Below are 16,099 nucleotides of genomic sequence, written 5' to 3'. Positions count from 1 at the left end.
GGTTCACCGCGTGGTCCTCCCTGGCTCGCCTGTCGGACACCAGGTTGGGCAAAGTTGGCTATACAACTTTTCTTCTGGAGGACGACCATGCCGGATCTGCCGATTTCCGTGCCCCCTGCGACCGACCCCGCAGCCCTCGTCACGGGGCTGCCTCCGATGTGGCTGCGGGACAACTGCCCGTGTGCCGCGTGCCGCGATCCGCGCAGCGGGCAGAAGCTCTTCCAGATCACCGACCTGCCGGATGCCCTCGCCATCGGTACCGCGGCCGCGCGGCAGGTCCACGGCGCGGACGCGGTGGAGGTGATCTGGTCGCCGGACGGCCACCGTTCGCTCTACGCCGTTGAGTGGCTGACCGCCCGGCCGGGCGACCCGGCCCAGGGGGACCACCGCAACGAGGCCGGAAAGCAGCTGTGGGAAGCCGCGGACCTGGGGGCACTGCCAGAGGCGGACTGGTCGGCCTATCTGTCCGCCGACCGGGAGCGTGCGCGGGTGCTGGAGGCCGTGCAGCGGCTCGGCTTCGCGCTGCTGCGGTCCGTGCCTGCCGAGGAGGGCCAGGTCCTGGCCGTCGCCCGGTCTTTCGGATTCGTTCGTGAGACCAACTACGGCGAGCTCTTCGATGTCCGGGTGGAGCCCGCTCCGGACAACCTCGCCTTCTCCTCGCTGGCCATCACCCCGCACACCGACAACCCGTACCGCGACCCGGTCCCGACCATCCAGATCCTGCACTGCCTCCGGAACGCGGCCGAGGGTGGCGACTCCGGACTCGTCGACGGGTTCCGCGCCGCGGCGCTGCTCCGCGAACAGGACCCCGAGGCGTTCGCCGTGCTGACCAGCACCCCCGTACCCTTCGGCTACCGCGACGCCCGCGCCGAACTGACGGCGCACCGCCCGCTGATCGACCTCGACCCGACGGGCCGCATCCGCGAGGTGCGGTTCAACAACCGGTCGATGGGCACCCTGCGACTGCCCGCCCGCGAACTCGAAGCCTTCTACGCGGCTTACCGCACCTTCGCCGAGCTGCTGCTGCGTCCCGAACTGCAGCTGACGTTCCGTCTGGAGCCGGGCGACTGCCTGATCTTCGACAACACGCGGCTCCTGCACGCCCGCACCGCCTTCGAACAGTCGGGAGCCCGGCACCTGCAGGGCGCCTACGCCGACCTCGACGGACTGGCGAGCACCCTGGCGGTGCTGCGGCGCACCGCCGTCCTGGACGAGCTCGCCGAGCTCTTCAACGGCCCGGGTTCGGCCGACTACCTCGGTGAGGTGGTCACCGTGGCCGAGCACATGCTGCAGGCGGGCGCTCTCGCCGAGGCCGCGGGCGCTCCCGCGCACCTGGTGGCGGCCGCCCTCCTGCACGACGTCGGCCACTTCGCGGGGCCGATCAGTGGTGACGAACTGATGGCGGGCACCGACAACCGGCACAGCCACACCGGCGCCGACCTGCTGGCCCGCTGGTTCGGTCCGGAGGTCACCGAACCGGTGCGGTTGCACGTCGCCGCCAAGCGTTACCTGTGCGCGGTCGAGCCCGGCTACCGGGCGCGTCTCTCGGAGGCGTCGGAGTACACCCTTCAGGTGCAGGGCGGCCCCATGGACGAACAGCAGGCCGCCGCGTTCGCCGCCCTGCCCGGCGCGGCCGACGCGGTCGCGGTTCGGCGCTGGGACGACGAAGCCAAGGAAGCCGACGCGTCGACCCCGGACTTCGAGCACTTCCGGCCGCTGCTCGCCTCGCTGCTGCGCCGCTGACCGCGCGTCAGCGGGCCGGGCCGGCGCGGCGCAGGCGTGAGAACGCGGAGGCGGCGATGGAGTTGTGCACCGTGAAGGCGACGGTGCCCGGCAGGTAACGGTCCTCGGACCACTCCAGAGGCCGCCCCGCCGGATCGGTCGTATGGCGGCGTTCGCGCAGAAGCGCGGTCCCGTCGGCGCATCCCAGCAGCCGGGCGTCGTCGGCGTCCGCGTAGGCCAGGTCGATCGTGTGGTCGGCGTCGGCGAACACGATGCCGTGCTCCAGCAGCTGCTCGGTGTAGGACACCTCGGTGACGGGCAGTTCGGCCACGAGTTCGCCGACCCAGACCGGGTACAAGGTCCGTTCGATCATCACCGGACGGCCCGACAGAGTACGCACACGCAGCGCCGCGTACACCTCGGCGTCCGGTTCCAGGCGGAGCCGCTTGCGCTCCTGGTCGTCCGCGGGGCGGACCACCATGGAATCCAGGACGGCGCCGGGATCTTCGCCTATCGACCGCGCCCAGCTGGTGAAGCTGAGCAGTTCGGAGAAACTCTGCACCGGCGCGGTGCCGAGCACCACGCGCCGGGTGCCGCGCCGGGAAGTGACCAGGCCGTTCGAGCGCAGCAGTGCCAGGGCCTGCCGGATGGTGCCCCTGGAGACCCCGTAACGCTCGGCGAGGGCCGCCTCGGCGGGCAGTTTGCCGCCCGAGCCGTACACCCCGTCCGCTATGGCATCGCGCAGATCCGCGGCCACCCGGCGATACATCACGCCGTCGTCCGCGCCCCGCCGCGCCCCGTCCTGGTCCTTCATCCGGTCTCCTGCCGACTCTGCCGGCGCTTCCGCGAACAGCCGTCCGGCGACTCTATCCGCCGCCGACGCGCCTGCCGGCTCCGCCCGTTCGCCTTTCGGCGGTGTGACCTGAACACCTGAGTGGTCTTGTACGCGTCGGGCACGCTGTCCTGGTCGAAGTCGATCGTCTCGGCTTCGCGGATGCGCCGACAGCCCGCCGAGGGCTCCGGAGACTCCCCGGTTGAACGACAAAGGGACCTGCGGAAGCCATCTGAGAATGGCGACCGGCAAGTCCCTGTCACGAGTGGAGCTATGGGGACTCGAACCCCAGACCCCCTCCATGCCATGGAGGTGCGCTACCAGCTGCGCTATAGCCCCTTGCAACGAGTGAAACTATATAGGACTCCGCGCGGGAGCCGGTAATCGAAGGAGTCTCGCCGGAGAGATGTGGCATACGGGCCCCTGTGATACATCTGATCGCATATGACCACTGAACGGTTCAACGAGCACCGCGATCTCCTCACCGGCGTGGCCTACCGGATCCTCGGGAGCGCCGCCGACGCCGAGGACGTGGTCCAGGAGACCTGGCTGCGGTGGTCGGAGGTCGACTCGGCGGAGATCGGCAACGCGAAGGCGTACCTCGTCCGCATGACGACCAACCTCGCGATCGACAGGCTGCGCAAGGTCAAGTCGCGGCGGGAGACCTATGTCGGCCCGTGGCTGCCCGAACCGATCATCACGGCGCCGGACGTCGCGGAGCGGGCCGAGGTGGCCGACAGCGTGGAACTCGCCCTGCTGGTGGTGCTGGAGACGTTGTCGCCGCTCGAACGCGCGGTCTTCGTGCTGAGGGAGGCGTTCGGGTTCTCCCACGCCGAGATCGCCGAGATGATCGGCCGGGGCGAGCCCGCCGTACGGCAGCTCGCGAGGCGGGCGCGTGACCACGTGCGCGAGCGGCGGCCGCGTTTCGACGTCGACAGGGCGCGGCGCAGGCAGGTGACCGAGCGGTTCATCGGCGCGTGCACCGGTGGCGATCTCGACGGTCTCATGAAGATGCTGGCGGGCGAGGTCACGCTGGTCGGCGACGGCGGAGGCAAGGCCAGAGCGCCACTGCGGGTCCTCGACGGCTCCCGCAACGTCGCCGCCTTCCTGACCGCCATCGCGACCGAGGACGGCATCATCCGTTTCCTCCAGTCGATCGGCGCCCCGCTCACCACGGACATCGGCATGGAGATCACCGATGTGAACGGCGCCCCGGGTGTGGTCCTGAGCGCGGACGGCCGCGTGATCACGGTCATCTCCCTCGTGATCAGCGGAGGGCTGATCGAGACCGTCTACCTCATCGCCAACCCCGACAAGATCGACCATCTCCCCGGGCCGCCCGCGTCCGGAGTGACGTGAGCGACCCGCGCTCCCCCGACCGCACCGGCGGCGCCCCTGATCGGTGCCGGCCCGCCGGTACGGGGCATGGGATCAGCGTCTGGTCCTCGACGACCCGAGCAGGCGCTGGAGCAGGATGAACAGCAGCAGCAGGACGCCGATGGCGATCCGCGTCCACCACGAGCTCAGCGTGCCCTGGAACCTGAGCATGGTCTGGATGGTCCCGAGCAGCATGACGCCCAGCGCGGTGCCGACCACATAGCCGGAGCCGCCGGTGAGCAGCGTGCCGCCGATCACCACGGCGGCGATGGCGTCGAGTTCCGTCCCCACCTCGTGCAACCCGCTCGCGGAGATCGTGTAGAAGGCGAACAGGAGGCCGCCGAGCGAGGAGCACAGGCCGCTGACCATGTAGGCGCCGATCCTGGTCCTGGCCACCGGCAGGCCCATCAGCAGCGCCGACTGCGCGCTGCCGCCGATGGCGTACACGGCCCGGCCGAAGCGCGTGTAGTGCAACGTCCAGAACGCGCCGGCGAGGACGGCGAGCCCGATGAGCACCGTCGGCGTGAGGTTCGTCTCCTCCCCCAGCGGGATCCGCGTCTGCGCCCACTCGGTGAAGAACGGGTTCGTGATCGAGATCTGGTCGATGCTGATGACGAAGCACAGGCCACGGGCGAGGAACATCCCGGCCAGCGTCGCGATGAACGGCTGGATCTCGAAATGGTGGATGACGTAGCCCATCCCGAACCCGAACCCGATTCCCACCAGGAGCACGAGCGGCAGCACGGCCGCCACCGGCCAGTGCCACTGTTCCAGTAAGAAGGCGCACAACATGGCCGACAGCGCCGCCACCGCGCCCACCGACAGGTCGATGCCTCCGGTGAGGATGACGAACGTCATGCCGATCGCGATGACCAGCAGGAAGCCGTTGTCGATGAACAGGTCGACCACGACCTGGCCGGACCCGAACCCCGGGTACACGATCGAACCGGCCGCGAACATGGCGACCAGCAGCCCGAAGGTGACCAGGACGGCGGCGTGCTCCCGCCGGATCCGCACGGGGCCTCTCATACCGAGCGTGGTCATGCGTTCACCTCCACGTCCGCCGCGGCCGGTGAGGCCGGCGGAGGTGCAGCGGGCCTGGCTCGGCGTCGGAACACCTTCGCCCGGAAGGCCGGCGACTGGATCAGGCAGACGATCGCCACGACGACCGCCTTGAACACGAGCGTCACCTGCGGGGGGACGCCGGTGGTGTAGATCGTGGTGGACAACGTCTGGATGACCAGTGCGCCCAGCACGGTGCCCGCCAGGGTGAAACGGCCGCCGGTCAGCGCCGTGCCGCCGATCACCACCGCGAGGATCGCGTCCAGTTCCATCCACAGCCCCGCGTTGTTGCCGTCCGCCGTGGAGATGTTGGAGCTGATCATGAGCCCGGCGATGCCCGCGCACACCCCGCAGAAGGTGTACGCCAGGACGATGAGCCGCCGGGAGCGGATGCCGACCAGCCGGGACGCCTCCGCGTTGCCGCCGATCGCCTCCAGCAACATGCCGAGGGCGGTCCGCCGTACGGCGAGGCCGGTGAGGGCCACCACCACGGCCACGACGATGACCGCGAACGGCAGCGTCAGCCAGTAGCCGCCGCCTATCAGCTTGTACGGCGGGCTGTTGACGTTGATGTTCTTCCCCGACGTGATCAGCTGGGCGACCCCGCGTCCGGCGACCATCAGGATCAGCGTGGCGATGATCGGCTGGATGCCGACGCGCGCCACGAACAGCCCGTTCCAGAACCCGAGGACCGCGGACAGCACCAGTGCGAGCGCGACGGCGACCAGCACCCCGGAGACCGCGCCCTGGTCCTCCTGCCCGCTGATGAGGTAGCAGGCGAGCGCCCCCGAGATCGCCACGACCGCACCGACCGACAGATCGATCCCGCCGGTGGCGATCACGACGGTCATCCCCAGTGCGACGAGCATGAGGGGCGAGCCGAGCAGCAGGATGTCGATCAGGCTTCCGTAGAGGTGACCGTTCCGCACCTGGATGGAGAAGAACCCCGGGGTGACGACCAGGTTCGCCAGCAGCATGACGACCAGCACGGCGGCCGGCCAGAAGAGACGGTGCCCGGTGACCGCCTTCATGATGTCGTTCCGTTCGCGATGATCTCCAAGATCCCCTCGGGCGTGACGGAGCCGATGTTGCCGATCTCAGCGATCAGGCGGCGGTCCCGCAGGACCTCGATCTTGTGACTGATCCGCAGGACCTCTTCGAGCTCGGCGGAGACGAAGAGCACGGCGACCCCGTCCTCCGCCAGTGAGACGACGAGCTTCTGGATCTCCGCCTTGGCGCCGACGTCGATGCCGCGGGTCGGCTCGTCGAGGATGAGCAGTTTCGGCTGGGTGATGAGCCAGCGGGCGAGCAGCACCTTCTGCTGGTTGCCGCCGCTGAGGTTCCGCGCCGGCATGTCCGGGTCGGCCGGGTTGATCCGGAGCGCGGTCATGTAGCGCCCGACCAGTTCCTGGCGCTTGGCCTGTGACAGCGGGCGCAGCCAGCCGTTGGCGGCCTGCAGCGCGAGCACGATGTTCTCGCCGACGGTCAGGTCCTCGATGAGTCCCTCGCTCTTACGGTTCTCCGGGCAGAACGCGACGCCGTGGTCGATCGCGATGTTCGGACCGCGCAGCGAAACGGGCTTTCCACCGAGGGCGACCGTGCCCGAGTCGGCGACGTCCGCGCCGAACATGAGCCGTACCGCCTCCGTACGGCCCGAGCCGAGCAGCCCGGCGAGACCGACCACCTCGCCGGGATGGATCTCCAGATCGAACGGCGCGATCGAGCCCCGGCGGCCGACGCCCTGGGCCTTCAGGACCGGCTCGGCCTGGACGCGGGCCGTCTCCTCGGGGACGTGCAGTTGCTCGAGCGTGCTGAGCATCCGGCCGGTCATGTGGCCGACGAGGTCGATCCGGCTCAGGTCCGCCGTAGGGAACTCCCCGACCAGACGGCCGTTGCGCAGCACCGTCATCCGGTCGCTCACCTCGTAGACCTGATCGAGGAAGTGCGAGACGAACAGGATCGCCACCCCGTCGTCGCGGAGCCTGCGCATGACCGTGAACAGTTGCTCGACCTCGTCGCGGTCCAGGCTGGACGTCGGCTCGTCGAGGATCAGCACCTTGGCCGAGATGTCGACCGCGCGGACGATGGCCACGAGTTGCTGGATCGCCAGGGAACACGCGCCGAGCCGCACACCCGGGTCGACGTCGACGTGGAAGCGGGTGAGCAGTTCGGCGGCCCGGCGGCGGATCTCACGCCAGCGGATCGCGCCGGCCTTCGACGGCTCGCGGCCGATGAAGACGTTCTCCGCCACGGTCAGGTTCGGGCAGAGGTTCACCTCCTGGTAGACGGTGCTGATGCCGAGGGTCTGCGCGTGCTGCGGGCCGGTGACCGACACCCGGTCACCGCCGAGCCGCACCTCCCCCGCGTCGGCGGCGTGCACTCCGGTCAGCACCTTGATGAGGGTGGACTTCCCGGCCCCGTTCTCGCCCATCAGGGCGTGGATCTCTCCGGGGAACAGCCGGAAGTCGACGTCCGCCAGCGCCCGCACTCCCGGAAATCCCTTGCTGACGCCGATCATCTCCAGCACGGCTCCGGGCATGCTGGGCTCCTCTCAGAGAGAAGGCGAGGGGCCCCGTCCCCTCGCAGTCTGGTCTCAGTGGTCGTATCTCAGTACTTGCGGTTCGGCAACGCCTCGGAGGCCTGTTGCTGGGTGAAGGTGGTCTCCTCCGTGATGATCCGCTTCTCCACCGGCTGACCGGCCTTGATCTTCTTCACGATGTCCATGAGCTGGTCGCCGAGGAGCGGGCTGCACTCCGCGATGAAGTTGATCTTTCCGTCGGCCAGGGCCTGCATCCCGTCGTGGACCGCGTCGATCGTGACGATCTTGATGTCCGCTCCCGGCTTCTTGCCGGCCTCCTCGATCGCCTGGATCGCGCCGATGCCCATGTCGTCGTTGTGCGCGAACAGCAGGTCGATCTTGGGGTTGGCCTTGAGGATCGCCGTCATGACCTCTTTGCCGTCCGCCCGGGTGAAGTCCCCGCTCTGCGAGGCGATCACCTTGAGGTTCGGGTTCGAGGCGATCTTGCTCTCGAAGCCCTTCTTGCGGTCGATCGCGGGCGCCGACCCGACCGTGCCCTCGAGTTGGACGATGTTCACCGGCGCGGTGGCGTCCTTGTACTCGTTGAGGGTCCAGTCTCCGATCGCCTCGCCCTCCTTGACGAAGTCGGAGCCGAGGAAGGACACGTACAGCGACGGGTCGGAGTCGACGGCCCTGTCGGTGAGGACGACCGGGATCTTGGCCGCCTGCGCCTCCTTGAGCACCGCGTCCCAGCCGGTGACGACGACCGGCGAGAACGCGATGACGTCGACCTTCTGCTGGATGTAGGACCGGATCGTGGCGATCTGGTTCTCCTGCTTCTGCTGCGCGTCGGAGAACTTCAGGTCGATCCCCGCGGTCTGCGCCGACTCCTTGATCGACTTGGTGTTCGCCTCACGCCAGCCGCTCTCCGAGCCGACCTGCGAGAAGCCCAGCGTGATCTTTCCGTCGTCCCCGCCGGATCCACCGGATCCGCTTCCACAGGCGGCGAGGACGAATGCCATGGCGGCGCCGAGCAGCACTGCCGGCAGCTTCCTGTTCATTACTCTCTCCTTGCTTCTTCTCAGGGGGGTGGTGGAGGAGTACGTCCGTCCAGCCGTCCTCCGCGGGCCTCGGCCCGTGGAGAGCGGTGGATCGACTTGATCTAGCATTTGGTTGTGTTTGCGCTAACATTTGTGGCCGTGCGCATCCCTGAGCACGGACCACGTCTCAGCCGGGGGGACGCACGCCCGCGCTCTCTCTTACGACGAGCTCGGGCTCGACCTTGAGCCTCCGCTCCCCCAGGACGCCGTCGATCCGGTCGAGCACGAGCTGGAAGGCCAGCCGGCCGACCGTGGCGAAGTCCTGGCGGACGGTGGTCAGCGGCGGCCAGAAGTAGGCCGCCTCCGGGATGTCGTCGAAGCCGACCACGCTGACGTCCTCGGGAACCCGCAGCCCCGCCTCCCTCAGCGCTCTGAGCAGCCCCATGGCCATCTGGTCGTTGGCCACGAATATCGCGGTCAGGTCGTCCTCGAGGGCCAGGCGCCGGCCGAGTTCATGGCCCGAGCGGGCGGACCAGTCCCCCGCCAGAGGCTCGCGGACCTCACGGCCCTCGGCCTCCAGCACCGACCGCCATCCGGCGACGCGTGCGCTGGCGTCCACCCAGTTGGCCGGGCCGGACAGATGCCACACCGTCCGGTGACCGAGGCTGAGGAGGTGCCGGGTCGCCCGCGCGGCCCCCGCGTGCTGGTCGACCATCACGACGGGGAACGGGACTCCGTCGCCCGCGTCGACCGCGACCACGGGCAGGTCCGGCGGCAGGTGCCGCAGCCCGTCCGTCGCGGACTCGTGCGGGGCCACGATGATGACGCCGTCCACCGACTGGGAGGTGAGCCGTCCGACGCCCTCGGCGATGGACCTGCGGTTGAGCGCGTCCAGGCTCGCGATGCTGACCGAGTACTCGTTCTGCCTCGCCGCCCGCTCGATGGCGTACAACGTGGAGGCGGGTCCGTACTGGGTGGTGTCGAAGCTGACCACACCCAGGACGCCGGACCTGCCGGTGACCAGGACCCGCGCCGCCGAGTTGGGCCGATATCCCAGCTCCTGCACAGCGGCCAGGACGCGTGCCCGGGTCTCGGGCCGCACCTTCTCCGGCGCGTTGAGCACCCGCGACACCGTCATCGCCGAGACACCGGCGAGTTCGGCCACATCCTCCATCACGGCCACCTTCGGCCGATGGGGGGCGTCGCCACGGTGCGGGGGAGTCGTCATGTGTTTCCCTTTCTCGGTTTCCCGAGTGTTTGCGATAACACTTATTCCCGTCAAGGGCACAATTTGATTAACCGTGCGACCTGGGGAACAACGAATACGGTCCGGTCGTAATCCGGCGAATCGCTTGGTAAGTTATCTGATAACGCAAACAGAAACCTTTTCGGCGGCGTGGTCCACGCCGCCGGAAGGCCTTCAAATCATCGGGACCGTTCGCCTACTTGTGCGCGGGCCAAAACGGCCACGGTGGCCAGGAGCAGGACGCCGCCCGCGATCTGGCCGGGAGTCGGGCGCTCCCCCAGCGCGGCCACGCCGATGACGGCCGCGACCAGTGGCTCCAGGAGCACGACCACCGAGGCGGTCGTCGCGCCGACCCGGGTCAGGCCCGTGAAGAACAGCCCGTAGGCCAGCGCGGTCGGGATCGCCCCGAGGTATGCCAGAACCGGCAGGTCCGCGTGCGACGGCACCAGTCCCGACACCGCCGCCACGGGGAGCAGGCACAGGGCGCCGGCGCAGAACCCTCCGACCGCCCGGCCGTACGGGTCGCCCGCCGACGCCTTCGCGAGCAGCGTCGTCGCCGCGTAGGCCGCGGCCGACAGCAGCGCCCAGGCCACCCCCACCGGGGAGAAGGTCCCGCCTCCTCCGGTCATCAGGAGCAGTCCGGCCACGGACAGGCCGACGGCGGCCACCTCGGCCCGGCCCAGCGGTTCGCGCAGGAACGCCCGGCCGCCGAGCGCGACCAGCACCGGCGTCGCGCCCATGGTGATCATCGTGGCGAGTGCGACACCGGTGTCGGCGATCGCGGCGAAGTACGCCACCTGGCACACCGCCATCAGCGGACCGGCCATGGCGGCGTCGCGCCAGTCGGTCCGGCCCGACCGGGACCGGCGGCCGAGGCGGCGGACCGCGACGAGCAGAGCAGCACCGATCGCGAACCGCCAGAAGGACACGGCCGCCGGGCCGAGGTCACCGGTGCGGGTGAGGAGCGCCCCGGCTGCACCGCCGGTTCCCCAGGCGATCGCGGCGACGAGGACATAACAGAAGCCCTGCCGTACGGACAGGGTGTGAACGCGCGTCATCGTGACGTCTCTCTCGGGTGAGTGGTCGATCAGGGCCCCGTACGCGGGCGCAGACCACCGGCCGGGCCGTCGCCGGCCCGGTTCGTGAGAGGAGGTCCGCCCGCTAGGACGCGGGCGGCGGAGAGACGATCAATCGCATGCCGGGACTCTAACAGCCCGTGCGGTGAGGGAGATTCCGATATCGGCGGAGGGCGCCTACCCTTGCAGGGTGGTCGCCCGAGGCGAGGTCAGGTCGCCTCGGGCGGCCACTCGTGCGAGTCAGGCCCGCTGCGCGAGGAAGGCCAGGATCCGCCGCCAGGCGTCGGCCGAGGCGTCGGCGAACTCCTCGTTCCCCAACTCGAAGAACCCGTGCGGCGCTCCGGGATAGGTGACGAACTCATGGGCCACGCCGGCGTCCTCGAGCGCGTGGCCGAACGCGTCGACGGCCTCTGGGGAGATGCCCTCGTCGCCGCCCCCGAACATGCCGAGGACGGGCGCGGTGAAGCCGGGGGCGAGCTGGGTCGGGCCCGCCGCCCCGAACAACTCGTCGGGATAGCCGTACAGGCCGATGACGCCGGCCAGGCCGAACCGCTCCAGCGCGGTCGTGAACGCGAACCGGCCACCCATGCAGAAGCCCAGCGACACGACGGTCTCGCACCCGCGTGAGCGGAGCCAGTCGGCGCCCGCGGTGAAGTCGTCGTAGAGGCCGTCCCTGGTGAGCTTGCCGAGGTGGTCCATGAACGGGAAGTCGGTTCCCCGCTCGTCCAGCCGCGACGTCCGGGAGAAGTAGTCGATCGCGACCGCCGGGTGGCCATGTTCGGCAAGCCGCACCGAAAGCTGCTCGTAGAACCCCGACAGTCCGCGGTTGTCCGGGAGGACGAGGACTCCCACCCCGGACACGTCGGCGGGCTCCGCGTGGAAGGCGGCGACCTCGGTTCCGTCGGCCGAGGGCAGCGCGACGTGCCCCGAGGTGGTGACGGCGACTGGCGACGCGGCCACAGGCGGCACGGCGTCTGATTCGTAGCACACGGGCGAATTCCCTTTCTCTGGGAGATACGCCGGTGATGCTACTCACGACAAAATGATTATTTTCCTATCATAACACTCGCAAATAAATTTACGGCCACATACGGATATATATCGGAATACACGGTACGGCGTGCACCCGGGCGCACGCCGTACCGGACCGCTGTTTAGATGCCGCTCACGACCCCGTCCTCAGGGCCATCCATTCGAGCACGCCGGTCGAGAAGCCGGTTCTGGAGGTGATGTTCAGCCGCAGCCGGGTGGTGCTGACCGAGGAGAACGTCGTGACGTTGTAGGTGTTGCCCGCGACGCCGCACGCCGACTGGCCGGGCACCGCCACGTACGCGCTGCCGTTCCAGTACTGCACCTGGCAGGAGGCCGGCAGGTCGAGGCCCTGGTTGTCGTCGAACCAGTAGGTCGCGACCCGGTTGACGTTCTGGGCGGTCGCCCAGCGGTACTCGAGCCATTCGGTGCCCTGGTGGTTCCAGTTCCCGTACGCCCCGTGGGAGTGGTCGGCCGAACTCGTGGGGACGAACCCGTCCTTGACCGCGTTCAGCGTCTCCCAGGAGGAGACGTACGACGTGGAGGCCGTGGCGCTCGTCGCGAGGTTGACGCCGGACGGCTGCCCGCCACCGCCACCACCACCGCCGCCGGTGGTCGTCTGGACGACCTTCTGCATGGTGCCGTCGGCGTTCCAGTACAGCTTGTCGAGCGTGACCGACCTGCGGAAGTTGCCCCCTCCCGGAGCGTTCGCGTTGTGGTACACCATGTACCACTGGCCGTTGAACTCGATGATCGCCGGGTGGTTGGTGGTCGAGGTGACCTGGTCGAGGACCACGCCGCGCTGGGTCCACGGGCCGAGCGGGTTGCTCGCGGTGGCGTACCTGATGCAGGCGTACCCGGGGGCGGAGCAGCCCGAGTCGTTGGCCGAGTAGGCCAGGTAGTAGACGCCGTTCCGCTTGAACATCCAGGGCGCCTCCCAGAAGTTCGTGACGCCCTGCGGGGTGATGACGGATCCGTTCAGCGAGATCATGTCGGAGTTGAGTTTGGCGGCCCGCACCCCGTTGTAGGAGCCCCAGTACATGTAGACCTGGCCGTCGTCGTCGGTGAAGACGGTCGGGTCGATGTTGAGCGGCGAGGAGTTCGGCGTGCTGTCGCTGATCAGCGGGCCGCCCTTGGCGTCGTGGAACGGGCCGAGCGGGGTGTCGCCGACCGCCACGCCGATGTCCATCCAGCCGGCGCCCCTGCCGTTGACCGGGACGTACCAGTAGTACTTGCCTCCGTGCGGCTCGACCTCGCCCGCCCAGGCGTCGCCGCCGGCCCAGGGGAAGTCCGCGAGGGACAGCTTGACCCCCTGGTCGGTGAAGGCGGTCGCGTCGGTCGAGGAGAAGACGTGCCAGTCCCGCATGACGAAGTTGGTGCCGCCGGTGGCCGCCTCGTCATGACCCGTGTAGAGGTAGAGGGTGTTCCCGACCACCAGTGCGGCGGGGTCGGCGGTGTAGATCGACGTGGTGATCGGGGCGGCCCCGAACGCGGGGCCCGCGGCGAGCAGGACCAGGCCGAGCGTGAGTACGGCGGCGCAGAGTCGTCTCATGTGGCGTCTCATCACAGTGCTCCGATTTCTGCGGCGGAAAGAGCGCGGCTGTAGAGCCGGAAGTCGTCGAGTTGGCCGTTCAGGTACGGGTCGGCGTACTGCGACCGGCCGAGGTAGTTGGCGGTGGTCGCGCCGAGCCCGCTGGGGCGCAGGGTGACGGCGGTGTTGCGGGCCACCTCCGCGCGGTTGACGTAGAGGATGCAGAGGTTGCCCGAGAGGGTGACGGCGACGTGCGTCCAGACGCCGGTGGGCAGGGCCGACGGCGCGTCCACGCGCTGCTCGGCGCCCGCCCCCCCGGTGGTGATGGCGAAGCGGGCGGTGCCGGACCCGCTGCTCGGGGTGAGGAACATGTTGGCGGTGGCGCCGGTGCCGAAGTCGAAGATCCGCGACCAGGCGGACAGCGTGGTCAGGCGCACCCAGCACGCCACGGTGAAGTCGCCGACGCCGGACAGCACGCCGTTCGGCAGGCGGACGTATCCGTTGGAACCGGCGAGGTTGACCGCGTTGCCCGTACGGCCGGCCACCCAGGTGGTGCCGCCGGACAACGTGCCCGGGTTGCCGCTGCCGGAGGCGTCGGCCGCCGTGGTTCCGCTGGTCTCGTCGAAGCGGTACCACGCGAGGAGAGGCGGCCGTGCGGCGGTCACCGACCAGTAGACGGTGTAGTTCTGGTGGTGCGTCTTGTAGAAGGGTGCGAGCGTGACGTTGGCACCGTTCGCGCGCGCGGTGAACTGCAGCGGCGTCGAGGTTGGCGCGATCGTGGCAGGGTCCAGCGATGGCAGCGCGCTCAGCGTGGCCGAGCCGTACTGCCCGGCCAGGACGATCCCGCCGTACTTCACGGCCTGGACCGACGCGTTGTCGGGGGTGCGCTCCAGCGTGATCGCCATCGGCAGGCTGACGTCGACGACGTCGCCGGTGGCCCACGTGCGGTCGACGGTCAGGTAGGAGCCGGGTGTGGCCCCCGCCTGGACCGCGCCGTTGACCCGCACCTGGGCTCCGGAGGCCCAGGAGGGGATCCGGATCTTCAGGGCGATGTGGCCGCCGCCGGCGGTGATGGTCAGCCGGGTCGAGGCCTGCTCGGGGAAGGTCGTGTCCTGCCGTACGGAGATGCCGCGGGCGGCCCAGTTGAGCTGGGAGGCGATGAAGAGGTTGACGTACAGCGTCTCGCCGGAGAAGAAGTAGATCGTGTCGGCGTACTTGGTGTTGCTCTCCATCCCCGAGCCGTGGTCGCAGGTGAAGTCGTTGTAGTCGTTGCTGTAGGTCTTGTGGCCGCCCGCCCGCAGGGGCGTGTAGTAGGTGACGAAACCGTGCGCCGACTGCGGGTCCTGCTGGCCGAGCACCTGGTTGAACAGGGCCTTCTCGTAGTAGTCGAGGTAGTCGGCGCGGGTGGGGTCGGTGAAGAAGAGCTGACGGCCCAGCTTCAGCATGTTGTAGGTGTTGCAGACCTCACAGGTCGTGTCGCTGAGCTGCGAGGCGATGGCGTCGGGCTGCTGGAAGTACTCCCCGTTGCTGTTGCCGCCGATCACGTAGCTGTGGCGGGCGAGGACGGTGTCCCAGAAGTAGGTCGCGATGTCGCGGTACCGCTGGGTCCCGGTGGCGTGGTACTCGCGGATCGCCCCGATGATCTTCGGGATCTGGGTGTTGGCGTGCTTGCCCGCGAGTTGGTCCTGCCGGTTCGCCAGCGGGTTGAGGATCACCGCGTGGTCGAACCGCTGCGCGGTGGTGAGGACGGCGGCGTCCCCGGTGGCCTGGTAGAGGTTGGCCAGCACCTCCGGCATCCCGCCGAACTCGGTCTGCAGGCTGGCCTGCATCTGCGCGGTCGTGAGCCGGGCGGTGCGGGTGTTCACCCAGGCCGCCATCCGCTGCACGACGGTGAGCGCCTGGGCGTTGCCCGCAAGGAGGTACTGGTCGAGCAGGCCGGCCATGATCTTGTGGATCGTGTAGTACGGCGCCCACACCGACTGGCCGCTCTCCAGCCGGTCGAAGAAGCTCTCCGGGAAGGCCGACAGGTAACCGCTGGCCTTCTGGCATTTCGCGAGTTCGGCGACGAGGTAGTCGCCCTTGGTCTTGTGCGCCGCCGTACCGGTGTTGGCGTAGGACTGGGCGAGGGCCGACAGCAGGTGGCCGGTGGAGTGCCCGCGTAACTCGGTCGTCGGCGACTCCCATCCGCCGCAGGGGGTGGCGGAGGAGGCGAGGCCGGCGTTGAGCCGGAACGTGTGCAGCAGCCGGTCGGCGTCGACGAAGGACAAGTAGCCCGCGGTGCGGCCCATGTTGCTTCTGAAGGGGCCGTCGAGCAGGGTGACCTGGGACAACGGGAACGGGAACACCGATACCCCGAAGTCGGTCCTGGCGGCGGCGTTCGCGGTGGCCGGCACGATTCCGGCGGCGATCAGGCCGGCCACCGTCCCTCCCGCCACCTTGATGAAGTCACGACGGTCGAAGGTCATGGATCACCTCTCCACTCCTTATCAACCTAACGCTTGCTTGCGTTAGCGTTAACAACTGTAGGCCTGGGCACTCCTTGCGATTCCGCTCGCGGCACACCCGCGGAGCGTGTTTCAGTGAGGTTTCCCCGAGTGTTTGCGGTAACAGCAACCTCGTCAAGACCCACTTTTCCACTAATACGGAAAATGGCCCTGACCAGGGAA

The 16,099-nt window shown here is 69.0% G+C and carries 12 protein-coding genes and 1 tRNA gene; 2 read left to right on the top strand and 11 right to left on the bottom strand.

Annotation, left to right across the window (positions count from 1 at the left end):
* Positions 1-87: 87 nt before the first annotated feature.
* Positions 88-1,743, top strand: coding sequence for a 2-trimethylaminoethylphosphonate dioxygenase (gene tmpA / locus Psi02_RS30345; protein ID WP_203979258.1), 1,656 nt, complete (start codon positions 88-90; stop codon positions 1,741-1,743).
* A gap of 7 nt (positions 1,744-1,750) precedes the next feature.
* On the opposite strand, the gene Psi02_RS30340 is transcribed toward tmpA, so the two are convergent.
* Positions 1,751-2,536, bottom strand: coding sequence for a GntR family transcriptional regulator (locus Psi02_RS30340; protein ID WP_239095290.1), 786 nt, complete (start codon positions 2,534-2,536; stop codon positions 1,751-1,753).
* Between the two features lie 284 nt (positions 2,537-2,820).
* Positions 2,821-2,893, bottom strand: a tRNA-Ala gene (locus tag Psi02_RS30335).
* Positions 2,894-2,998: 105 nt separating this feature from the next.
* Between Psi02_RS30335 and Psi02_RS30330 the strand changes: the two genes are divergently transcribed.
* Complete coding sequence (locus tag Psi02_RS30330; protein WP_203979257.1) at positions 2,999-3,913, top strand: RNA polymerase sigma-70 factor; 915 nt, start codon at positions 2,999-3,001, stop codon at positions 3,911-3,913.
* A 72-nt stretch (positions 3,914-3,985) separates the two neighbouring features.
* Here Psi02_RS30330 and yjfF read toward each other — a convergent pair whose 3' ends face one another.
* The 9 genes from yjfF to Psi02_RS30285 form a co-directional block, all read right to left on the bottom strand.
* The gene (gene yjfF / locus Psi02_RS30325) at positions 3,986-4,975 is read right to left on the bottom strand and encodes a galactofuranose ABC transporter, permease protein YjfF (protein ID WP_203979256.1); all 990 of its coding nucleotides are present in this window, start codon (positions 4,973-4,975) and stop codon (positions 3,986-3,988) included.
* Positions 4,972-6,024, bottom strand: coding sequence for an ABC transporter permease (locus tag Psi02_RS30320; protein ID WP_203979255.1), 1,053 nt, complete (start codon positions 6,022-6,024; stop codon positions 4,972-4,974). The genes yjfF and Psi02_RS30320 overlap by 4 nt, the downstream gene beginning before the upstream one ends.
* Positions 6,021-7,532 (bottom strand): sugar ABC transporter ATP-binding protein, encoded by a 1,512-nt coding sequence (locus Psi02_RS30315; RefSeq protein ID WP_239095289.1) that lies wholly within the window; start codon positions 7,530-7,532, stop codon positions 6,021-6,023. The genes Psi02_RS30320 and Psi02_RS30315 overlap by 4 nt, the downstream gene beginning before the upstream one ends.
* Positions 7,533-7,600: 68 nt before the next feature.
* Positions 7,601-8,572, bottom strand: coding sequence for an ABC transporter substrate-binding protein (locus Psi02_RS30310; protein WP_203979254.1), 972 nt, complete (start codon positions 8,570-8,572; stop codon positions 7,601-7,603).
* A gap of 166 nt (positions 8,573-8,738) precedes the next feature.
* Positions 8,739-9,779 carry a LacI family DNA-binding transcriptional regulator gene (locus tag Psi02_RS30305; protein WP_203979253.1) on the bottom strand — a complete coding sequence of 347 codons (1,041 nt, stop codon included), beginning with the start codon at positions 9,777-9,779 and terminating at the stop codon, positions 8,739-8,741.
* Positions 9,780-9,976: 197 nt separating this feature from the next.
* Complete coding sequence (locus Psi02_RS30300; RefSeq protein WP_203979252.1) at positions 9,977-10,855, bottom strand: DMT family transporter; 879 nt, start codon at positions 10,853-10,855, stop codon at positions 9,977-9,979.
* Positions 10,856-11,113: 258 nt separating this feature from the next.
* Positions 11,114-11,863 carry a dienelactone hydrolase family protein gene (locus Psi02_RS30295; RefSeq protein ID WP_203979251.1) on the bottom strand — a complete coding sequence of 250 codons (750 nt, stop codon included), beginning with the start codon at positions 11,861-11,863 and terminating at the stop codon, positions 11,114-11,116.
* A gap of 175 nt (positions 11,864-12,038) precedes the next feature.
* A complete protein-coding gene (locus tag Psi02_RS30290) occupies positions 12,039-13,454 on the bottom strand; it encodes a glycoside hydrolase family 43 protein (protein WP_203979250.1) in 1,416 nt (471 codons plus the stop codon).
* Between the two features lie 11 nt (positions 13,455-13,465).
* Positions 13,466-15,898 (bottom strand): glycoside hydrolase family 127 protein, encoded by a 2,433-nt coding sequence (locus Psi02_RS30285; protein ID WP_203979249.1) that lies wholly within the window; start codon positions 15,896-15,898, stop codon positions 13,466-13,468.
* Positions 15,899-16,099 lie beyond the last annotated feature (201 nt).

It is taken from the genome of Planotetraspora silvatica, assembly GCF_016863315.1.
Taxonomy (GTDB): Bacteria; Actinomycetota; Actinomycetes; order Streptosporangiales; family Streptosporangiaceae; genus Planotetraspora; species Planotetraspora silvatica.
The sequence above is the reverse complement of the archived record's forward strand: the minus strand, read 5'-3'. Positions and strand labels throughout refer to the sequence as shown.